This is a genomic window from Halomonas ramblicola, from assembly GCF_030409215.1.
In the GTDB taxonomy this organism is placed as follows: Bacteria; Pseudomonadota; Gammaproteobacteria; order Pseudomonadales; family Halomonadaceae; genus Halomonas; species Halomonas ramblicola.
This window is the reverse complement of sequence record NZ_JAUFPL010000004.1, coordinates 93,154-112,326: the sequence shown is the minus strand read 5'-3', so window position 1 is coordinate 112,326 and position 19,173 is coordinate 93,154. Positions and strand designations below refer to the sequence as shown.

Here is a 19,173-nt window from a genome sequence, read left to right as displayed (position 1 = left end):
AAGCGCTTATGCGTCTTCCAGCGCGAGCAGTGACGCGTTGCCGCCGAGCGCGGCGGTGTTGATGGTCACCGTCTTCTCGGTGGCGAAGCGTGGCAGGTAGTTGGGGCCACCCGCCTTGGGACCCGTGCCGGAGAGGCCCTGGCCGCCGAACGGCTGGACCCCCACGACGGCGCCGATGATATTGCGGTTGACGTAGACATTGCCGACGCGGACCTTCCGCGCTATTTCCTCGGCGAAGGATTCGTTGCGGCTGTGGACGCCGAAGGTCAGGCCGTAGCCGCGGGCGTTGATCGAGTCGATCACGGCGTCGAGGTCGCTGGCCGCGTAGCGCACGATGTGCAGCACCGGCCCGAACTGCTCACGCTCCAGGGCCTCGATGCCGTCGATCTCGAAGGCGACCGGGGCCACGAAGGTGCCGTGTTCGGTCTCGGCCGGGTCGAGGCGCGTCTCGGCCAGCAGTCGGCCCTTGCCCTTGAGCTTGTCGATGTGCGCCAGCAGCCCCTCGCGGGCCTCCGCGTCGATCACCGGTCCCACGTCGGTGCCCAGGTCGCGCGGGTCGCCCACGCGCAGCTCGGCCATGGCCCCCTCGAGGATGCCGATCACCCGGTCGGCCACGTCCTCCTGGAGGTAGAGCACGCGCAGCGCCGAGCAGCGCTGGCCGGCGCTCTGGAAGGCCGACTGGATGACGTCGGCGACGACCTGCTCGGGCAGGGCGGTGGAGTCGACGATCATGGCGTTCATGCCGCCGGTCTCGGCGATCAGGGTGGGCAGGGCGGCGCCCTCGCGGCCCGCCAGGGCGCGGTTGACCACCTGGGCGGTGTCGGTGCCGCCGGTGAAGGCTACCCCGGTGATGCGCGGGTCCCGGGTCAGCACGTTGCCCACGGTGGGGCCGTCGCCGGGCAGCAGCTGGACGACGTCGCGGGGCATGCCGGCTTCAAACAGCAGCTCCACCACCCGGTGCGCGACCAGCGAGGTCTGCTCGGCGGGCTTGGCCAGCACGGTGTTGCCGGCCACGGCGGCCGCCACCAGCTGGCCGCAGAAGATCGCCACCGGGAAGTTCCAGGGGCTGATCGCCGCGAAGACGCCCTTGCCACCCATCTGCAGGGCATTGGACTCGCCGGTGGGGCCGGGCAGGGGGACGGGCTCGGCGAACAGCGGCTCGGCGCGCATGGCGTAGTAGCGGCAGAAGTCCACCGCCTCGCGGATCTCGTCGACGCCGTCGGTGAGCAGCTTGCCGCCCTCGCGGGAGCAGAGCGCCATCAGCTCGGCCAGGTGCGCCTCCATCAGGTCGGCGAAGCGGCGCAGGATGGCGGCGCGCTCGGCCACCGGGGTGGCCTCCCAGCGCGGGAAGGCGGCCCAGGCGGCGTCCACGGCCCTGGCCGCCTGATCGGCGCTGGTCCACTGCACGCGGCCCACCGGCCGGCGTCGATCATAGGGGCTCTTCATCTCGTGGGTGCTGGCCGGGTCGTCGGCCACCTCGAAGGCCAGCAGCGGCCCGGCGCGATAGACCGTCTCCATGTGCCGGTTCATGGCGTCCATCAGCGGCCGGTAGTGGCTGCGCACGTTGAGGTTGACCCCACGGGAGTTGCGCCGGCCCTCGCCATAGATGTCGGCGGGCAGGGGAATGCGCGGATTGGCGTAGCCGGCCTGCTTGCCCAGGGTCTCGGCGGGGTGCTCGCAGAGCGACTCCACGGGCACCTTGGGGTCCACCAACTGGTGGACGAAGGAGGAGTTGGCGCCGTTCTCGAGCAGGCGGCGCACCAGGTAGGGCAGCAGGTCCTTGTGGGCGCCCACCGGGGCGTAGACGCGGCAATAGGTGCCCTGCGGGGCGCGCTTGAGGGCGGCGTCGTAGAGCGCCTCGCCCATGCCGTGCAGGCGCTGGAACTCGAAGGGCCGCGCGACGTCGTTGGCCTGCTCCAGGATGGCGCTGATGGTATGGGCGTTGTGGGTGGCGAACTGCGGGAAGATGCGCCCGCGGGTGTCGTCGGAGAGCAGGAAGCGCGCGCACACCAGGTAGGCCACGTCGGTGCAGGCCTTGCGGGTGTAGACCGGGTAGCCCTCGACGCCCAGCTGCTGGGACTCCTTGATCTCGCTGTCCCAGTAGGCGCCCTTGACCAGGCGCAGGGGGATCTCGTCGCCCTGGTCGTCGGCCAGGCGGTTGAGGTAGTGCAGCACCGGCAGGGCGCGCTTGGAGTAGGCCTGGACGACCAGGCCGAAATGCCCCCAGCCCCGGCCGACGTCGCTCTCGTAGACGGCGCGGAATACCTCCAGCGACAGCTCGAGGCGGTCCACTTCCTCGGCGTCGATGGTGATGGCCACGTCACGCTCGCGGGCCATGGCGGCCAGGCGCTTCACGCTGTCTACCAGCTCCTCGAGGACCTGGTCGCGGCGGCCGAACTCGTAACGGGGATGCAGCGCCGAGAGCTTGATCGACACCGAGGGCGCCGGGGTCTTCTCCGTGAGCGACTGGCGGGTCTTGCCGACCCGCGCGATGGCGCCGGCATAGTCGTCGAAGTACTTGGCGGCATCGTCGCGGGTGCGCGCGGCCTCGCCCAGCATGTCGTAGGAGTAGGTGTAGCCCTTGTCGAACAGCGGCCGGGAGCGCTTCAGGGCCTCGTCGATGTCACGGCCCAGCACGAACTGCTTGCCCATTACCTTCATGGCCTCGCGCATGGCGCGGCGGATCACCGGCTCGCCCATTCGGTTGACCAGCCTGTTGATAAAGCCGCTGGGCTTGCCTTCGCGGGGCTTGTCCAGGGTCACTACCCGGCCGGTCATCAGCAGGCCCCAGGTGGAGGCGTTGACGAACCAGGACTCGCTCTGGCCCAGGTGGGACTTCCAGTCGGCGGGGCCGAGCTTGTCCTCGATCAGGGCATCGGCGGTGGCCTTGTCGGGGATGCGCAGCATGGCCTCGGCCAGGCACATCAGCATCAGCCCTTCATGGGTGTCGAGGCTGTACTGCTGCAGCAACTCGTCGATGGAGTCCACCGCGGTATCCATCTCGCGCACCTCGCGCACCAGCTCGGCGGTCTTGCCGGCGATGCGCTCGAAGTCGCGCGAGTCGGCGCTCAGCACCTCGATCAGCTCGGCGACGAAGGCGTCCTCGTCGCTGACGTAGTGCTCGCTGATGCGGGCGAAGAGGGTATCGAGATCCTGCTGCCAGGTGGCGGCAGCCAGCATGTTGTCGGCGTCGAGCATCGGGGTCCCTTGGAGTTGGGGCAGGCGGATAGCATGGCCGTGGTGGCGGCGCTAGCCATGACTCTAGGAGGGCGGGACGGGGAGTGCTTGCCGATTCCGCGGGAGTTGTTGTCGGAAACGCGGATCCTGGCGGTCATCCGATGAGAGGGATTGAACTTTCGTCTAAGCTGTGGCGTTGGCCCGGGCGTGGCGCTCAGGAGAGCGCCGGGGCGTGCCGAGGCGAGGCCGCGGTCGCGAGGCGATGGCGGAGTCGGCTGGGCGGCTGGCCGTAGGCCTGGCGGCAGGCGTGGGAGAGCGCGCTCTGGTTGGCGAAACCGCTGAGGGCGGCGATCTCGGAGAGCGGCAGGCGGCTGTCGCCGAGCAGCCGGTGGGCCGTCTCCAGGCGTTTGCGGCGAACGTACTGCCAGGGGCTGAGGCCGGTCTGCTCGCGAAAGCAGTGACGAAAATGGGCCTCGCTGAGGCAGGCCTCGCGGGCCAGGTCGGCGACGCTCAGGCGACCGGCGATGTGACGCTCGATGAAGCGGTCCAGCCGCGGCAGGTCGAGCCGAGGGCGCGGGGCCGCCTCTTCATTCGCCAGGCGAGCGTGCAGGCAACCCAGCAGGGTGGCGGCGAGGCGGTCGCCCTGGTGACCCGCGGGCGGAGACGACGTGGCCTCCAGTTCCTTGAGCAGGAAGTCGAGGTAATGCTTGAGCGGTTCATCGAGGGTGAAGAAACGTGGGGCGTCGAACAGCCTGGCGAGCTCATGGTGCGGCCCGGTGAGGGCCGGCGCCTCGGCCGGCAGGTCCAGGATCAGCTGGCGGTTGTCGCCGGTGCCGGCATAGTAGTGCAGGTGGTTGGCGGGCACGATGCAGCCGGCCAGGGCCTCGAAGGCGCCGCCCAGCCCCGAGATCTCGAACTCTGCACGGCCGCGCAGCCCGATCACGATCTGGTGGTAGTCGTGGGCATGGTGGCAGGTGGCGGTGTCGAGAGGAATCTGGCGGATGGCGCTCCGCATGTCGGCCTCCTTCAGGCGAGGTCGAGCCCCAGTCTAGCGGAGTCGCGGCAGAATCTCACTCGTTGCCACCTCCCTGTTCGTGCAGCGCCTGGCGGCTGGCCAGGTGGTCGCGCAGGGCCTTGAGCTCCTCGCGGCCCTCGGCATCCAGCAACGGCTTGCCCCGCGTGGCCCGTCCATGGTTACCATGCTCGTCCATGAGGCGCCGGGCGCGGCGCCGCACGCCGTCCAGGTAGTCGTCGTGACGGATCGGGTAGTCCATGACGGTGTTCCACTCGGTCTCGCCCACCTGGCTCTCCAGGGCCCTGTCGAACAGATCGAGCAGCTGCTGCGGTTCGGTGCGGTAGCGTGGTGTGCCCGACAGCAGCAGGATAGCCAGCATGCCGCCGAAGATCAGCAGGCAGACGGCGAAGACGAGCAGGAAGAGCGCCATGGCGTGCTCCTGGCGTGGCCCAGGTATGGCTGGAAGCGGGAGGGCCACGGAGGGCGGGGAAGCGGTGGAGCGGGTGAAGGGAATCGAACCCTCGTCTTAAGCTTGGGAAGCTTCTGCTCTACCATTGAGCTACACCCGCAAGGCGGTTTGGATAGTAAAACCAATCGCTTAGCCTTTGCAAGCCGGCAGGCGCATTTTCCGGCATTTCGGCGATAACTGCTTGTTTTGCCGTTTACCGCCCGGCAGGCTGGGCGTGCGGAGGGGACCAGGCGTCGATTGAGCGCGAAGGGGACAGAAATTTTCGCACCTCGGAGAACTTTTGCGCTCTATGCTGTCAGAACTGGCACAGGGTACAGCGCAGCGATAGCAGTCGCTAACACTGTTGCCCTGGCTAGCAGTTTCGATCGATGCTTGGCCGTCTCCCTTCGGAGGCGGCTTTCTTTTTGGCAGGCACAACGCCTCGCCCCGCCGGTGGGCGAGGCGAGGAGGGGAAGGCGTGGTGGCTCAGTTGTGGCGCATGCGCAGGATGGCACTCAGCACGTCGCGGCGGGTCACGATGCCGACCAGACGCCCCTGTTCGACCACCGGGTAGACCTTGGGCTTCTGGCCCAGCATCTCCTGGGCCAGGTCGGTGATGCTCTTGGTGGGGGACACCGAGAGCACCTCGTTGCGCATCAGCTCGCGGACCAGGGGCGGCTCCTCGTTGAGGTAGGAGCTCTCCAGGACCTTGCCGAGCACGTCCTGCTCGGAGATGAAGCCGATCAACTGGTCGTGGTCGTCGACCACCGGCGCACCGGGCAGCCGATGCAGTGCCAGGCCTTCGGCGAGGGTCGACACCGAGGTCTTGCCGGCGACCCGGTAGCAGTCGCGGGACATGATCTCACGAACGATGGTGGGGGCCTTGCGGGGCATGGCGTGTCTCCTTGTGCCGTGTCGCCTTCAGCATAGCCGACAGGGCGCATCTGCCGGCCCGGCGATCTGTCAACGCTGCCACGGCCGGCCGCCTGGAACCCCACGGGGCGAGCCGGCCTCCAACGAAGGGCACCACCCATCCATTCGGCCGAGGAGGCGATCCATGGACGCTCGAGAATATCTCTCCAGGAAGGGGCTCGACGGCCAGCGCGACGGCGAACGCCCCAACACCCTGGAGGAGAAGGCCTGGTCGCGGGCCCGCGAGGCCGGCGGCCATCGACCCCATGCCGGTACGCCCTTCGACTGGGAGGATTGGGAGCGTTACCACGACGACCTCGCCGGCGAGGCCGATCGTATCCAGCAGAAGATCGACAAGGAGGCTCACCGTCGCGCCCTGGAGCACGAGGATGGCGACGGGCCCGCGGGCGAGGCCCCGGATGACGGGGCGGTACAGACCATTACTCCGCCGGTGCAGCCACCCGACGAGCCCGCCCCGGCGAAGGCACCACACCTCGCCCTGCTGGCCCTGGCGGTGCTGTTGCCGCCGCTGGCGCTGGGCCTGTCGGGCCATCCCGCACGGCGGGTGGCATTGAACCTGCTGCTGACGCTGCTGGGCTGGCTCCCCGGCGTCGTGCATGCCCTGTACCGGATCCGGCGTGGCTGAACCCGGTCGATGAGGTCCGCTGCACCCTTGGCTGGGCGGCACCGACGCGTATAATCCCGTCAACCGTTTTCATGCCAGGAGTTGACCATGGGGTTCCTCGTCGGCGTCACCGTGTTGTGGGCCTTCTCGTTCTCGCTGATCGGCGTCTACCTGGCCGGCCAGGTGGACAGCTACTTCGCCGTGCTGATGCGGGTCGGGCTGGCCGCGTTGGTGTTCCTGCCCTTCCTGCGTCCGCGGCTGCTGCAGGGGCGTCAGCGCCTGACCCTCATGGGCATCGGGGCGGTGCAGCTGGGAGTGATGTACATCTTCTTCTACCAGTCCTTCCTGCTGCTCTCGGTGCCGGAGGTACTGCTGTTCACCATCTTCACGCCGCTCTACATCACCCTGCTCGACGACGCCCTGTTCGGGCGCTTCACGCCCTTCTACCTGCTCACCGCGGCGCTGGCCGTGCTCGGCGCCGGGGTGATCCGCTACGACGGTGTCGATAGCGGCTTCTGGTTCGGCTTCCTGGTGGTGCAGGGAGCCAACCTCTGCTTCGCCCTGGGACAGGTGGGCTATCGGCGCTTCTCTGCCGCGCTGCCCGACAGCCTGCCGCGCTACAGCGTCTTCGCCTGGTTCTACCTGGGGGCCCTGGCGGTGGCGCTGCCGGCCTTCGCCCTGCTGGGCAATGCCGGGGCCCTGCCCGCCAGCGGCGTGCAGTGGGGGGTGCTGCTGTGGCTGGGCCTGGTGGCGTCGGGGATCGGCTACTTCCTGTGGAACCTGGGGGCCACCCGGGTGGACGCCGGGGCCCTGGCGATCATGAACAACGCCCTGATCCCGGCCGGCCTGCTGGTCAACCTGGTGATCTGGAACCGCGACGCCGACCTGCCGCGGCTGGCGCTGGGCGGAGCGATCATCGTCGGATCGCTGATCCTCAACGAGTGGTGGCGTGTGCGTCGCGCGGCCGAAATGACCTGAGGCAGGTTTGCCCGGGGTCAGGCCAGTCGCCATAATGGGCCGCTGCGATGCGAGAGGCCCGTGCATGCCACCCGAACAGAGCTCACTCCGCGGGCGCACCGAACAGGGAGCGTCCTTCCGCAACATCGGCCTGATCGGCCGCCTGGGCAGCGCCAGGGTAGTCGAGACCCTCAAGCGCCTGATGCGCTTCCTGGACGAGCGCGACTACCACGTCATCGTCGAGGATCGCACCGCCACGGTGCTCCTCGATCACGGCCATCCCGAGGCCAGCCGGCGCATGCTGGGCGAACTCTGCGACCTGGTGATCGTGGTGGGCGGCGACGGTAGCCTGCTGGGCGCCGCGCGCACCCTCTGCTACAGCGGTACCCTGGTGCTGGGCGTCAACCGTGGCCGCCTGGGCTTTCTCACCGACATCTCGCCGGACGAACTCGAGGCGCGAGTCGGCGAGGTGCTGGAGGGGCGCTACGAGGTGGAGGAGCGCTTCCTGCTCGATGCCGAGCTCTACCGCGACGGCACCCTGATGGGCAGCGGCGATGCCTTGAACGAGGTGGTCCTGCACCCCGGCAAGGCGGTGCGCATGATCGAGTTCGAGCTGTTCATCGATGACCAGTTCGTCTATAGCCAGCGCAGCGACGGCCTGATCGTGGCCACCCCCACGGGCTCCACCGCCTATTCGCTGTCCGGCGGCGGGCCCATCATGCACCCCCGGCTCGACGTCCTGACCCTGGTGCCGATGTTCCCGCACACCCTGTCCAGCCGGCCCATCGTCATCGACGCCGGCTGCGAGATCCGCATCCACATCGGCGAGACCAACCAGACCTACCCGCACATCAGTTGCGACGGCCAGACCCGGGCGGTGGCCAAGCCCGACGACGTGCTGGTGATCCGCCGCAAGCCCCAGACGGTGCACCTGGTGCATCCCCTGGGGCATAACTTCTACGAGGTCCTGCGCAGCAAGCTGGGCTGGAGCCATCGCCTGGGGGATTGACGTGAAGAAGCGGGCGAGGCTCGAGGGGTACGACCTGATCGGTGACATCCACGGCTGTGGCGCCACCCTGGCGGCGCTGCTGGAGAAGCTGGGGTATCACCAGCGCGGCGGCGTCTACCGCCACCCGCGGCGCAAGGTGATCTTCCTCGGCGACCTGATCGACCGCGGCCCGCGCATCCGCCTGGCGGTACAGATCGCCCGGCGCATGGTGGAGGAGGGCGAGGCCCACATCGTGATGGGCAACCACGAGGTCAATGCCCTGGCCTATTGCCACCGGGCCCCGGCGGACCTGGGGCGCGACTGGCTGCGCGAACACACGCCCCGCCATACTCGCATCATCCGCGAGACCCTGGAGCAGTACCGTGACCACCCCCAGGAGTGGGACGAGGCCCTGGCCTGGTTCCTGGACATCCCGCTGTGCCTGGAGCGCGATGGCCTGCGGGTCGTGCACGCCTGTTGGGACCAGGCGCTGATCGACGACCTGCGTCGCGAGCGGCCGGACGGACGCATCGATGAGGCCTTCCTGGCGGCTTCGGTCAGACCCGGCTCGCGGCCGTTCCGCATCCTCGATCGCCTGACCCGCGGCCCGCACATCCCGCTGCCCGCCGGGGTGGCGATCCACTCCGGCGACGGCTTCACCCGCCAGAGCTTCCGCGCCCATTTCTGGGCTCGCGAGCCCGAGACCTGGGGCGATGTGATCTTCCAGCCCGACAACCTGCCGGATGACCTGGAAAGGCGCCCCCTGGCGGCGGAGGAGCGGGCCCGGCTGAGCTATTACGGCCCCGAGGAGCCGCCGCTGTTCATCGGCCACTACTGGTGCGAGGGCATCCCGGCGCTGCCGGCGCCCAACATCGCCTGCCTGGACTACAGCGCGGTGAAGTTCGGCCGCCTGGTCGCCTATCGCTGGAGCGGCGAGCGCCGCCTGGATGCCGACCACTTCGTCTGGCTGCGGGTGCCGCGGGAGGAGCAGACCCGCCCGCGCCCCTGGGAGATCGATCTCGATTGATACAAAGTTTTACAAAAAACTCGCCGGCGGCGATGAACTCCCGGCGATGACCGCCATCAGAGTAGGTGTTCCCTTGAATGATCCCTTGCTCTTGTCCGGCGGACCCCTCCGCCGGATTTTTTATGCGCGTCCGTCGGGCGGGGCTTCCCGGCCGATCCATCCGCACGAGGAGCCGCCATGTACCGGGTGATGCTGTTGCCCCATGACGCCGACACCCGTGAGCTGCGCCGCGCCCTCTGGGCCCAGCGTATCGGCCACCGCATCACCGAGGATGCCGAGGGCCAGATGCTGTGGCTGGCCGACCCGGCCCAGCACCAGGCGATGCTGGCGCTGGTGGCACGCTGGCAGCGTGGCGAGCCGCTGGAGGCCGAGCCGCCGCGGCGCAGCCGCTCGACGGGCGATGGTGCCACCCTGCTGGGTTCCCTGCGCCAGGTGCCGGTCACCACGGTGAGCCTGGGGCTCTGCCTGCTGGTGTTCGCCGCCATGGCGCTGCTCGGCGACCTGGTGATCGCCACCCTGGCCATCGTGCCGCTGGGAGTCAGCCCCGGTGGCAGCCTGGCGGTGGGCAACCTGACCGAGGCCCTGGCCAGCGGCCAGGTATGGCGGCTGCTGTCGCCGGCCTTCCTGCACTTCGGCTGGATGCACCTGATCTTCAACATGCTGTGGCTATGGTACTTCGGGCGCCAGGTCGAGGCGCTGCAGGGCAGTCGGCGCATGCTGACGATCCTGCTGGTCGCCGGTATCGGCGCCAACCTCGCCCAGTACGCCGCCGGCACCGCGCTGTTTGGCGGCATGTCCGGCGTCGATTTCGCCCTGCTCGGCTACGTCTGGTTGATGTCGCGGCGCGCGCCGTGCAGCGGCTTCTTCGTGCCCCAGATGCTGGTGGTCTTCATGCTCGGCTGGATGGTCTTCACCATGACCGACATGGCCGGCCTCGTGGGCTTCGGCAACGTGGCCAACCAGGCTCACCTGGGCGGGCTGGTCGTGGGCCTGGCGCTGGGCTGGTACCATTCCGGGCGAGCTCGCCGCCGGCGCTGAGCTCGCCGTTCCCCTGGAGAGATTCCCGATGAGCGATATGACCTTCGAGCGCATGATCCAGCAGATGACCCCGACCATCTACGCCAGCCTCAAGCAGGCCGTGGCCCTGCGCAAGTGGCCCGACGGCCGCCTGCTCACCCCCGAGCAGACCGAGCTGTGCCTGGAGGCAGTGATGCGCTACGAGCACGAGAACCAGGTCCCCGAGGAGCAGCGGGTGGGCTACCTGGAGCAGCGCACCTGCGGCGGGGCCAGCAGTGGTGCCGGCGTCTCCCCCGAGCTGGCGGGGCTGGCCCGGGATGTCGGCCGTGACTGAGTCGCGACGCATCGCGGCGGTCACCCCGCTGCAGGGCTGCCTGACCAAGATGGCCATCGAGCCCGGCGCGCCGGCACGCTACACCCTGCGTGCCGGCGCGCAGCGCCTGGACCTCAACGCCCGCCTGGGCGGGCCGCTGTCCCTGGAGTGGACCGGCGCGATCGCCTGTACCCACTGCGGCCGGGCGACCAGGAAGAGCTTCGGCCAGGGCTACTGCTACCCTTGCTTCAAGAAGCTCGCCCAGTGCGATACCTGCATCATGAAACCGGAGCTCTGCCACTACTTCGAGGGCACCTGCCGCGAGCCGGAGTGGGGCGAGCGTCACTGCTTCCAGCCCCATGTGGTCTACCTGGCCAACGCCTCGGGCCTCAAGGTGGGTATCACCCGCCGCACCCAGATACCGACCCGCTGGCTCGACCAGGGGGCGCTACAGGCGCTGCCGATCCTCGAGGTCGATAGCCGCCAGCAGTCGGGCTTCGTCGAGGCGCTGTTTCGCGAGGAGGTCTCCGACCGCACCAACTGGCGCGCCATGCTCAAGGGCAACACCGTGGCGCTGGACCTGGCCGCCGAACGCGATCGCCTGCTGGCGCGGCTCGAGGGCGGCCTGGCCAACCTGCGCGAGCGCTTCGGTGCCGACGCCATCCGCGTGCTGGACGAAGCGCCGGTCCGCCTCGACTACCCGGTGCTTGAATATCCCACCAAGGTGGTTTCCCACAACCTCGACAAGCACCCCGAAGTGACCGGCACCCTGCTGGGGCTCAAGGGGCAGTATCTGATCCTCGACAGTGGGGTGATCAACCTGCGCAAGTACACCGGCTACGAGGTCAAGGTGGTGGTCTGAGGCCTGGGCTATCCTGTCGAGGCGGGTCATCCACGCCGTGTCGACAGGAGGAGCATCGTGATCGACTCCATGCGGGCCATGCGTTTCCACTCTCCCGGCCGTCCCCTGGTTCTGGAGGAGTTGCCCCTGCCCAAGCCTGCCTCCGGCGAGGTGCAGTTCCGGGTGCTGGCCTGTGGCGTCTGCCGTACCGACCTGCATGTGGTGGACGGCGAACTGCCCGATCCGCGCCTGCCGCTGGTGCCGGGGCATGAGATCATCGGCGAGGTGACTGCCCTGGGGGAGGGGGTGGATGACCTCGCCCCCGGGCAGCGCATCGGCGTGCCTTGGCTGGGCTGGACCTGCGGCGAGTGCGAGGCGTGTCGAGCCGGACGCGAGAACCTCTGCGGGCGGGCCGAGTTCACCGGTTACACCCGTGACGGCGGTTATGCGGAATACGGCGTGGCCGACACGCGCTACTGCTTCCCCGTGCAGGATACCGACGCCCAGGGCCTCGCCCCGCTGCTCTGTGCCGGCCTGATCGGCTACCGCACCTGGCGCCTCGCCGGTGGCGAAGAGAACCGACGACTGGGCCTCTACGGCTTCGGTGCCGCCGCCCATATCCTGATCCAGCTGTCGGTGGCCCGCGGACAGAGAGTCTTCGCCTTTACCCGCCCCGGCGATACCACCGCCCAGGCCTTCGCCCGGCGGCTGGGCGCCGTCTGGGCCGGCGGCAGCGACGAGTCGCCCCCCGAGCCACTGGACGCCGCCTTGCTGTTCGCCCCGGTGGGCGCGCTCATCCCGACGGCACTCGCCCAGGTGCGGCCCGGCGGCACCGTGGTCTCGGGCGGCATCCATATGTCGGATATCCCGGCCTTTCCCTATCGGCTGTTGTGGGAGGAGCGCTGCGTGAAGTCGGTGGCCAACCTCACCCGTCGCGACGGCGAGGAGTTCCTGAGCCTCGCGCCCCAGGTTCCCATCCGCACCGAGACCCGCGCCTATCCCCTGGGGGAGGCCAACCGGGCCCTCGCGGATCTGCGCGAGGGACGGCTTACCGGTGCCGCCGTGCTGATCCCTTAGGTGCTGCCTTCAGCCGAAGAGATCGCCCTGGGCGCGGGGCGGACGGAAGGCGCCGGTGTCCAGTCCCATGGCATCGGCGCCCGCCGGGGTGTTGAACTCCAGCCGTCGGCAGGCCACGCGGAAGCGCTGCTCCAGCAGGTCGGCGAACACGCCCTCGCCGCGCATGCGGTGACCGAAGCGGGCGTCGTAGGTCTCGCCGCCGCGGCACTGGCGCATCAGGCTCATCACTCGCCCGGCGCGTTCGGGATAATGCGTCTCGAGCCAGGCCTCGAACAGCGGCGCCACCTCGTGGGGCAGGCGCAGCAGCATCCAGCCGGCGGTCGTGGCACCGGCCTCCCTCGCGGCTTCCAGCAGCCGTTCCAGCTCCTGGTCGGTCAGGCCCGGGATCACCGGGGCCACCAGGGTGCCCACCGGCACGCCCGCCTCGCGCAGCCGTCGAATCACCTTGAGGCGAGCCGAGGGCGAGGCGGCGCGTGGCTCCAGGGCGCGCTTGAGCTCGCGGTCCAGGCTGGTCAGGCTCACCATCACCCGTACCAGGCGGCGTTCGGCGAGTGCCGCCAGCAGGTCCCGGTCACGCAGGATCAGCGCGCTCTTGGTCACCAGGGTCACTGGGTGCCGGCACTCCAGCAGCAACTCGAGCACCGCTCGCGTGGTGCCCAGCTCGGCCTCGATGGGCTGGTAGCAGTCGGTATTGCCTGACAGGTTGATCGGTCGGCATACATAGCCGGGCTTGCACAGCTCCTCGCGCAGCCGTTCCACCAGGCCGCTGCGGGCGATCAGCTTCGTCTCGAAGTCCAGGCCCGGCGAGAGGTCCCAGTAGGCGTGGCTGGGGCGGGCATAGCAGTAGATGCAGCCGTGCTCGCAGCCGCGATAGGGGTTGAGCGAGCGGTCGAAGGGCAGGTCCGGCGAGGTGTTCCAGGAGAGCGCGCTGCGGGTGCGCTCTTCGCGTACCTCGGTGGCCAGGCTCGCCGGCGCTTCCTCCCGCCACCAGCCGTCGTCTTCCGCCTCGCTGGTCGTGGGCGCGAAGCGGTTGTGGGGGGCAAAGGTGGCACCGCGCCCCTTGCGGGCCATACCGTCTGCCGGGGGCGATGGGGTCATGGGTCGTCTCCTTTGGCAACTATTTCTGTATATTTATACAGTTATCTGACCAGTATAGTCGCCCTGGCCCGAGCTGTCAGTGGCCGTCCGCCGCCTGGGTCCGTCTCTGGTAAGATGGGCGCCGCCGAATGGATTCCCGCCAGGAGAGGCCCGTGTGAGCGTCATTCCCGAACGTCTTCCCCCCCGCGATATCGTCGCCGCCGAGCGTGCCGCCCAGCGCCTCGACCGCCTCACCAAGCCACCGGGCAGCCTGGGGCGCCTGGAGCGGTTGGCCGTGGCGCTGGCGGCGATCCAGGGCGAGGAGCGACCGCGGGTCGCGCCGCCCGGCGTGCTGGTGTTCGCCGCCGATCATGGCGTGGCGGCCGAAGGCGTCTCGGCCTTTCCCCAGGTGGTCACCGCCCAGATGGTGGCCAACTTCGCCGCCGGCGGGGCGGCGATCAACGTCTTTGCTCGCCAGCACGGTGCCCGCCTGGAGGTGACCGACGTCGGCGTGGCCACGCCGCTGCCCGAGAGGCTGGCCGACCACCCCCAACTGGTGCATGACAGGGTGCGTCCCGGCACCGCCAATATGCTCGAGAGCGACGCCATGCGCCGCGAGGAGGCCGAGCGCGCCATCCAGGCGGGTGTTCGTGCCGCCGAACGGGCGGTGGCCGCCGGCTGTCGCTGCCTGATCGTCGGCGAGATGGGCATCGCCAACACCACCGCCAGCAGCGCCCTGCTGGCGGTGCTCACCGGCGAGCCGCTGGATCGCCTGGTGGGGCCGGGCACCGGCATCGACGCGGCGCGCCTGGCCCACAAGCGGGCGGTGATCGAGCGGGCCCTGGCCGCCCGCCGGCCGGACCCGGCCGACCCCCTCGGTGCCCTGGCGGCGGTGGGGGGCCTGGAGATCGCCGCCATGGCCGGAGCCTTGCTGGGCGGGGCGTCGCATCGCCTGCCGTTGCTGGTGGATGGTTTCATCGCCACGCTGGCGGCCCTCATCGCCTGTCGGCTCGAGCCGGCGCTGCGCGACTATCTGGTGTTCGGCCACCGCTCCCGGGAACCCGGGCACGAGCTGGCCCTGGCGGCCCTGGAGGCGCATCCGCTGCTGGACCTGGAACTGTGCCTGGGGGAGGGCAGCGGGGCGGCCCTGGCCTTCCCACTGCTGGATTCGGCCTGCCGCATGCTCGCCGAGATGGCCACCTTCGACGATGCCGGCATCGCGGGGGCGAGCGTCGATGGCTGAACCCTTCTCGCTCTCCCTGCTCGGCCTGGTGGGGGCCGCCGTGGCCCTGGACCTGGTCATGGGCGATCCCCGCGGCCTGCCGCACCCGGTGGTGGGCCTGGGGGCGGCGATCGCCCGACTGGAGCGGGCCTGGAACTGTGGCACGCCCCGGGCGCGGCGCCTCAAGGGGGCGCTGATGACCGCCCTGGTGGTGCTGGGCTCCTATGCCCTGGCCTGGGGCGCGCTGGCGCTGCTGGCCCGGCTCCACCCCTGGCTGGGCTGGCTCGCCGAGTGGTGGCTGCTGGCCAGCTGCCTGGCCATCAAGGGGCTGCGCGACGCCGCCCGAGCAGTGGCGACCCCGCTGGCGGCCGGCGATCTGGTCGCCGCCCGCCGGGCGCTCGCCAGGGTGGTGGGGCGCGATACCCAGCGCCTCGATGAGGCCGGGATCACCCGGGGCGCGGTGGAGACGGTGGCCGAGAACACCGTCGATGGCATTACCGCACCGCTGTGCTTCGCCCTGCTCGGTGGCGCGCCTCTGGCGCTGGCCTACAAGGCGGTGAACACCCTGGACTCCATGGTGGGCTACCGTAGCGAACGCTACGTCGATTTCGGCAGGGCCTCGGCGCGTCTGGACGATGTCGCCAACTGGCTGCCGGCGCGGCTGACCGTCCTGACCCTGTGGTTGGGTGGCTTCGTCGTCGGAGGCCTGCGTACCCGAGGTGCCCTGGTGGCCACCCGCCGCGAGGCGCCGCGCCATCCCAGCCCCAACGCCGGCTGGCCGGAGGCCATGGTGGCCAACCTGCTGGGCGTGCAGCTCGGCGGCACCAATTACTACCGGGGCGAGGTCTCCGAGCGGGCGCGGCTCGGCTCGCCCCACGAGCGGCTGCGGGGCGAGCATATCGACGCCGCCATCCGCCTGATGCACGGCGGCTGGACCGGCTGCCTGGCGCTGCTGGGGGCGCTGGTGCTGTTGAAGGAGACGCTGCCATGAGCCCACTCGACTGGCCCCTGCACGGCGGCCGGGCGGCGCCGCTGCTGGCCCGCTTCGGCCTGTCGGCGGACACTCCGGTGCTGGATGCCAGCGCCAACCTCAACCCCCTGGGACCGCCGGCCTGGCTGGCCGGCTGGCTGGCGGAGCGGGTCGCCGGCCTGGCCGACTATCCCGATCCCGACTATACCGAGGCCCGTGCCGCCATCGCCGCCCATGAGGGCATCACGCCGGAGCGGGTGCTGCTCACCAACGGCGGCGCCGAGGCGATCTTCCTGGCCGCCGCCCTGCATGCCGGCCAGCACCCGGGCCGGCCGGCGGCCATCGTTCAGCCGAGCTTCGCCGAGTATGCCCGGGCCTGCGCGGCCCAGGGACTGCCGGTCGTCGAGGTTCCGCTCGCGCCACCCGGCTTCCGCCTCGACCCCGACGCCGTGGTCGCCGCCCTGGGCGAGGCCCGGCTGCTCTTCCTGTGCCGGCCCAACAACCCTACCGGTGGCCTGCTGCCCCGAGGCGAGATGGAGTGGTTGCTCGAGCTGACCGCGGCGTGCGACTGCCGGGTGGTCGTCGACGAGGCCTTCATCGATTTCGTGGACGACGAGGGCGGGGAGGGGCAAGCGCAGGAGGCGCTGACGCCGCTGCTGGCGCGCTTCGACCACCTGATCCTGTTGCGTTCGCTCACCAAGCGCTACACCCTGCCGGGGCTGCGCCTCGGCTACCTGCTGGCCGCCCCCGAGACGGTGGAGGCCGCGGCGTCGCTCCAGCCCGCCTGGAGCGTCAACGGCCTGGCCGCCGAACTGGTGGCGCCGCTGCTGGCGGATCGCGACTTCCTGGACCGCACTCGACGTTGGCTCGCCGTCGAGCGGCCGCGGCTGCAGGCCGGGCTCGCGGGCCTGGGCCTCGAGGTGGTGCCGAGCCGCGCCAACTTCTTCCTGGTGCGCCATCCCGAGGGGCGCGTGGCAACCCGGCGGCTGCTGCCGGCGCTGCTGCGCCGCGGGGTGCTGGTGCGCCATACCGAGTCCTTCCCCGGGCTCGACGGTGGCTGGCTGCGCCTGGCGCTGCGCGACTCCGAGGAAAACGACCGCCTGCTGACGGCGCTGGCCGGCGCGCTGGCGGACAGTGGCGGGGAGGACGCGCCATGATCGCCTTCGTCAGCGGCGGCGCCCGGTCCGGCAAGAGCCGCTGCGCCGAGGGCCTGGCCCACGAGTGGCAAGCCGCCCGCGGCGGCGAGCGCGTCTATCTCGCCACGGCGCGGGCCGCGGACGCTGAGATGGACGCACGCATCGCCCGCCACCGGCGCGAGCGCGGTGACGGCTGGCGCACCCTGGAGGCGCCCCCGGCGCTGGACGCCGCCCTGGCCGAGGTGGGGGGCCGCGATACCGTCCTGCTGGACTGCCTGACCCTCTGGGCCAGCCAGTGGCTCTATGCCGGCGGCGGTAGCGAGGCGGAGGGGGAGGCGATGCTGGCGCGGGTGATCGAGACGGCACGGGCCCGTGATATCGCCCTGGTGGTGGTCTCCAACGACCTCAACGAGGACCTGCCACCCTCGGACGGCGAGACCCGGCGCTACCTGGCCTTCCTGCAGCGGCTGCATATTCGATTGGCCCGGGAGGCCGACCGGGTGCAGGAGGCGGTGGCCGGCCTGCCCCTCGAATGGAAAGCCATCGACCGGGAACCCGACGACGGCGGCAGGGAGACGACGCCATGAGGAACGCCTTCCACGGCCTGGTGCTGGCGCTGCAGTTCCTGACCCGAGTGCCTGTGCCCATCGCCTGCCCCTGGCATGCCGGCAGCTGTCGCTGGGCGCTGCGTGCCTTCCCCCTGGTGGGGCTGCTGATCGGTGCCGGCCTGGCCCTGCTGGCCGCGCTGTGGCAGGGACTGCCCACCCCGCTGCTGGCGCTGGCGCTGCTCAGCCTCTGGGTGGCGCTATCCGGCGGGCTGCACCTGGACGGGGTGATGGACGTCGCCGATGCCCTGGGCAGCAACGCCCCCCTGGAGAAGCGCTGGGCGATCATGAAGGATGCCCAGGTGGGCAGCTTCGCCATCCTGACCCTGGTGTTCCTGCTGGCCTGGAAGGGCGTGCTGCTCTGGGCGCTGCTCGAGGCCGGGGCAAGCCCCGGGTTGCTGGTGCTGCTGCCGGCCCTGGCGCGCTTCGGCGCGCTGGCGCTGCTGCGCCTGGCGCCCCTGGCCCGTCGCGAGGGACTGGCCTGGACCTGGCGACAACATCTGGCGCGGCGCGACCTGGCGCTGTCGCTGCTGCCGCTGGCGGTCGTCTTCGGCTTCCTGCCCGTCGGCGTCTGGCTGCTCGCCGCGCTGCTGGTGTTCCTGCTTCTGCTCTTTTTATCGTTATTTGGCCTGGCCATGGTCCGGGTCTTCACCGGCATCAACGGCGATATCGTGGGTGCCGCCATCGAGGGAGGAGAACTATGGCTGCTGCTCTGCGCCTGGAGCTGGTGGTGGTGCGTCATGGCCTGACCGCCTGGAACCGCGAACGGCGCTACCAGGGCCAGCGCGACATCCCGCTGCAGATGCCCGAGGCGCTGCCCGACATGGACCGGCTGCGCGACCATCTGGCGGACCTCGCCTTCGATGCCGTCCACTGCAGCGACCTGAGGCGCTGCCGGCAGACGCTGGCCCATGTGCTGGAGGGCCGTGCGCCCGGGACCCCGGAAGAGGCGCCGTGCTTCGATGCCCGGCTGCGCGAACTGGACTTCGGTGACTACGAGGGGCGCACCTGGGAGGAACTCAAGGACGACCCGGGCTATCGCGCCTGGGTGGACAGCCAGGGGCGGCTGGCCACACCCGGCGGCGAGTCCGCCGACGATCTCTGGGCGCGGCTCTCCGCCTGGCTGGACGACGTACTGGCGGAGGCACAGGCGCATGGCCATCGCCGCGTGCTGGCGGTGAGCCACGGTGGGGCGATCCGCGAGCTGCGCCGCCGCCTGGAGGCGGCCGACTTCTGGGAGGGCGTGGTGGGCCAGGCCCAGGGGCGCCGTTTCGTTTTCGTGCATGAGGAGGGAGACTGGCGATGCAGTGCTTCATCGGCGGTGCCTGCTCCGGTCGACGCGCCCTGGTAGCCGAGCGCTTCCCCGCGGCGCGCTGGCACCGACTGGCCGCGGGGGAGGGCGTCGCGACCCGGTACGATGACCCGGCGCCCGGCGTGCCCCTGGTGGTCACCGGTTGGGCCGACTGGCTGGCGGCGGCCCTGGCCGAGGGCGACGATGACGGCGTGCGGGCGTCCTGGCGGGCCAGGCTGGACGCACTGGCCGAGGTGCAGCGTGCCGCGGGCGGCGAAGTGGTGCTGATCCTCGACGAGATGGGGCGCGGCATCGTGCCCATGGCCCCCGACGCTCGCCGGTTGCGCGATCTCAACGGCTGGTTGGCCCAGGAGGTGGCGGCGCGCTGCGAGGCGGTGTGGTACGTGCGTCACGGCCTGGCGCGGCGGATCCGTTGAATCATGTCAAGGGCGCGGTCGTGCCGATTGACGCCCCT

General features: G+C 70.4%; 20 protein-coding genes and 1 tRNA gene. 15 read left to right on the top strand and 6 right to left on the bottom strand.

All coding sequences use genetic code 11. The annotated features are described in order from the left end of the window. Positions 1–6 precede the first annotated feature (6 nt). The 5 genes from putA to QWY80_RS01015 form a co-directional block, all read right to left on the bottom strand. Positions 7–3,198 carry a bifunctional proline dehydrogenase/L-glutamate gamma-semialdehyde dehydrogenase PutA gene (gene putA / locus QWY80_RS01035; RefSeq protein WP_290228801.1) on the bottom strand — a complete coding sequence of 1,064 codons (3,192 nt, stop codon included), beginning with the start codon at positions 3,196–3,198 and terminating at the stop codon, positions 7–9. Positions 3,199–3,391: 193 nt separating this feature from the next. Beyond that, positions 3,392–4,192: an AraC family transcriptional regulator gene (locus QWY80_RS01030; RefSeq protein WP_290228800.1), complete on the bottom strand. Its 801-nt coding sequence runs from the start codon at positions 4,190–4,192 to the stop codon at positions 3,392–3,394. A 55-nt stretch (positions 4,193–4,247) separates the two neighbouring features. Then, entirely contained in the window at positions 4,248–4,622 is a 375-nt protein-coding gene (locus QWY80_RS01025; RefSeq protein WP_290228799.1) for a hypothetical protein, read from the bottom strand. A gap of 65 nt (positions 4,623–4,687) precedes the next feature. Next, a tRNA-Gly gene (locus QWY80_RS01020) sits at positions 4,688–4,761 on the bottom strand. Positions 4,762–5,126: 365 nt separating this feature from the next. After that, positions 5,127–5,534, bottom strand: coding sequence for a CBS domain-containing protein (locus QWY80_RS01015; protein WP_290228798.1), 408 nt, complete (start codon positions 5,532–5,534; stop codon positions 5,127–5,129). Between the two features lie 163 nt (positions 5,535–5,697). Between QWY80_RS01015 and QWY80_RS01010 the strand changes: the two genes are divergently transcribed. The 8 genes from QWY80_RS01010 (at position 5,698) to QWY80_RS00975 (ending at position 12,397) form a co-directional block, all read left to right on the top strand. Further along, on the top strand, positions 5,698–6,198 hold the full coding sequence (locus tag QWY80_RS01010; protein ID WP_290228797.1) for a YqaE/Pmp3 family membrane protein: 501 nt from the start codon (positions 5,698–5,700) through the stop codon (positions 6,196–6,198). A gap of 87 nt (positions 6,199–6,285) precedes the next feature. Beyond that, positions 6,286–7,155, top strand: coding sequence for a carboxylate/amino acid/amine transporter (locus QWY80_RS01005; protein WP_290228796.1), 870 nt, complete (start codon positions 6,286–6,288; stop codon positions 7,153–7,155). A 64-nt stretch (positions 7,156–7,219) separates the two neighbouring features. Further along, positions 7,220–8,143: an NAD(+) kinase gene (locus QWY80_RS01000; protein ID WP_290228795.1), complete on the top strand. Its 924-nt coding sequence runs from the start codon at positions 7,220–7,222 to the stop codon at positions 8,141–8,143. A 1-nt stretch (position 8,144) separates the two neighbouring features. Continuing rightward, the gene (locus tag QWY80_RS00995; RefSeq protein WP_290228794.1) at positions 8,145–9,149 is read left to right on the top strand and encodes a metallophosphoesterase; all 1,005 of its coding nucleotides are present in this window, start codon (positions 8,145–8,147) and stop codon (positions 9,147–9,149) included. 177 nt (positions 9,150–9,326) lie between these two features. Beyond that, positions 9,327–10,187, top strand: coding sequence for a rhomboid family intramembrane serine protease (locus QWY80_RS00990; protein ID WP_290228793.1), 861 nt, complete (start codon positions 9,327–9,329; stop codon positions 10,185–10,187). A 28-nt stretch (positions 10,188–10,215) separates the two neighbouring features. Further along, positions 10,216–10,500, top strand: a complete 285-nt coding sequence (locus QWY80_RS00985; RefSeq protein ID WP_290228792.1) for a YeaC family protein — start codon at positions 10,216–10,218, stop codon at positions 10,498–10,500. Between the two features lie 49 nt (positions 10,501–10,549). Next, on the top strand, positions 10,550–11,341 hold the full coding sequence (locus QWY80_RS00980) for a DUF2797 domain-containing protein (protein ID WP_290228836.1): 792 nt from the start codon (positions 10,550–10,552) through the stop codon (positions 11,339–11,341). A 57-nt stretch (positions 11,342–11,398) separates the two neighbouring features. Continuing rightward, positions 11,399–12,397, top strand: a complete 999-nt coding sequence (locus tag QWY80_RS00975; RefSeq protein WP_290228791.1) for a zinc-dependent alcohol dehydrogenase family protein — start codon at positions 11,399–11,401, stop codon at positions 12,395–12,397. A 9-nt stretch (positions 12,398–12,406) separates the two neighbouring features. On the opposite strand, the gene QWY80_RS00970 is transcribed toward QWY80_RS00975, so the two are convergent. Continuing rightward, positions 12,407–13,495: a PA0069 family radical SAM protein gene (locus QWY80_RS00970; RefSeq protein WP_290228790.1), complete on the bottom strand. Its 1,089-nt coding sequence runs from the start codon at positions 13,493–13,495 to the stop codon at positions 12,407–12,409. 154 nt (positions 13,496–13,649) lie between these two features. Here QWY80_RS00970 and cobT point away from each other — a divergent pair, with 154 nt between their 5' ends. The 7 genes from cobT to QWY80_RS00935 are packed head-to-tail and all read left to right on the top strand — an operon-like array spanning position 13,650 to position 19,135. After that, a complete protein-coding gene (gene cobT / locus QWY80_RS00965) occupies positions 13,650–14,717 on the top strand; it encodes a nicotinate-nucleotide--dimethylbenzimidazole phosphoribosyltransferase (protein WP_435389192.1) in 1,068 nt (355 codons plus the stop codon). Next, the gene (gene cbiB, locus QWY80_RS00960) at positions 14,710–15,687 is read left to right on the top strand and encodes an adenosylcobinamide-phosphate synthase CbiB (RefSeq protein WP_290228789.1); all 978 of its coding nucleotides are present in this window, start codon (positions 14,710–14,712) and stop codon (positions 15,685–15,687) included. The genes cobT and cbiB overlap by 8 nt, the downstream gene beginning before the upstream one ends. Then, complete coding sequence (cobD, locus tag QWY80_RS00955; RefSeq protein WP_290228788.1) at positions 15,684–16,823, top strand: threonine-phosphate decarboxylase CobD; 1,140 nt, start codon at positions 15,684–15,686, stop codon at positions 16,821–16,823. The genes cbiB and cobD overlap by 4 nt, the downstream gene beginning before the upstream one ends. Continuing rightward, on the top strand, positions 16,820–17,389 hold the full coding sequence (locus tag QWY80_RS00950; RefSeq protein ID WP_290228787.1) for a bifunctional adenosylcobinamide kinase/adenosylcobinamide-phosphate guanylyltransferase: 570 nt from the start codon (positions 16,820–16,822) through the stop codon (positions 17,387–17,389). The genes cobD and QWY80_RS00950 overlap by 4 nt, the downstream gene beginning before the upstream one ends. Further along, on the top strand, positions 17,386–18,156 hold the full coding sequence (locus QWY80_RS00945) for an adenosylcobinamide-GDP ribazoletransferase (RefSeq protein WP_290228786.1): 771 nt from the start codon (positions 17,386–17,388) through the stop codon (positions 18,154–18,156). The genes QWY80_RS00950 and QWY80_RS00945 overlap by 4 nt, the downstream gene beginning before the upstream one ends. Continuing rightward, positions 18,108–18,758: a histidine phosphatase family protein gene (locus tag QWY80_RS00940; RefSeq protein ID WP_290228785.1), complete on the top strand. Its 651-nt coding sequence runs from the start codon at positions 18,108–18,110 to the stop codon at positions 18,756–18,758. The genes QWY80_RS00945 and QWY80_RS00940 overlap by 49 nt, the downstream gene beginning before the upstream one ends. After that, on the top strand, positions 18,710–19,135 hold the full coding sequence (locus QWY80_RS00935; protein ID WP_290228784.1) for a bifunctional adenosylcobinamide kinase/adenosylcobinamide-phosphate guanylyltransferase: 426 nt from the start codon (positions 18,710–18,712) through the stop codon (positions 19,133–19,135). The genes QWY80_RS00940 and QWY80_RS00935 overlap by 49 nt, the downstream gene beginning before the upstream one ends. Positions 19,136–19,173 lie beyond the last annotated feature (38 nt).

What these genes read in the sequence shown, in the direction of transcription:
- QWY80_RS01025 (WP_290228799.1), bottom strand. Translation starts at nt 4,622, where the DNA reads ATGGCGCTCTTCCTGCTCGTCTTCGCCGTCTGCCTGCTGATCTTCGGC.
- QWY80_RS00990 (WP_290228793.1), top strand. Translation starts at nt 9,327, where the DNA reads ATGTACCGGGTGATGCTGTTGCCCCATGACGCCGACACCCGTGAGCTG.
- QWY80_RS00945 (WP_290228786.1), top strand. Translation starts at nt 17,386, where the DNA reads ATGAGGAACGCCTTCCACGGCCTGGTGCTGGCGCTGCAGTTCCTGACC.
- QWY80_RS00970 (WP_290228790.1), bottom strand. Translation starts at nt 13,495, where the DNA reads ATGACCCCATCGCCCCCGGCAGACGGTATGGCCCGCAAGGGGCGCGGT.
- QWY80_RS00940 (WP_290228785.1), top strand. Translation starts at nt 18,108, where the DNA reads ATGGCTGCTGCTCTGCGCCTGGAGCTGGTGGTGGTGCGTCATGGCCTG.
- QWY80_RS01000 (WP_290228795.1), top strand. Translation starts at nt 7,220, where the DNA reads ATGCCACCCGAACAGAGCTCACTCCGCGGGCGCACCGAACAGGGAGCG.
- QWY80_RS00935 (WP_290228784.1), top strand. Translation starts at nt 18,710, where the DNA reads ATGCAGTGCTTCATCGGCGGTGCCTGCTCCGGTCGACGCGCCCTGGTA.
- putA (WP_290228801.1), bottom strand. Translation starts at nt 3,198, where the DNA reads ATGCTCGACGCCGACAACATGCTGGCTGCCGCCACCTGGCAGCAGGAT.
- QWY80_RS00985 (WP_290228792.1), top strand. Translation starts at nt 10,216, where the DNA reads ATGAGCGATATGACCTTCGAGCGCATGATCCAGCAGATGACCCCGACC.
- cobD (WP_290228788.1), top strand. Translation starts at nt 15,684, where the DNA reads ATGAGCCCACTCGACTGGCCCCTGCACGGCGGCCGGGCGGCGCCGCTG.
- QWY80_RS01015 (WP_290228798.1), bottom strand. Translation starts at nt 5,534, where the DNA reads ATGCCCCGCAAGGCCCCCACCATCGTTCGTGAGATCATGTCCCGCGAC.
- QWY80_RS01030 (WP_290228800.1), bottom strand. Translation starts at nt 4,192, where the DNA reads ATGCGGAGCGCCATCCGCCAGATTCCTCTCGACACCGCCACCTGCCAC.
- QWY80_RS01005 (WP_290228796.1), top strand. Translation starts at nt 6,286, where the DNA reads ATGGGGTTCCTCGTCGGCGTCACCGTGTTGTGGGCCTTCTCGTTCTCG.
- QWY80_RS00950 (WP_290228787.1), top strand. Translation starts at nt 16,820, where the DNA reads ATGATCGCCTTCGTCAGCGGCGGCGCCCGGTCCGGCAAGAGCCGCTGC.
- QWY80_RS01010 (WP_290228797.1), top strand. Translation starts at nt 5,698, where the DNA reads ATGGACGCTCGAGAATATCTCTCCAGGAAGGGGCTCGACGGCCAGCGC.
- cbiB (WP_290228789.1), top strand. Translation starts at nt 14,710, where the DNA reads ATGGCTGAACCCTTCTCGCTCTCCCTGCTCGGCCTGGTGGGGGCCGCC.
- QWY80_RS00980 (WP_290228836.1), top strand. Translation starts at nt 10,550, where the DNA reads ATGGCCATCGAGCCCGGCGCGCCGGCACGCTACACCCTGCGTGCCGGC.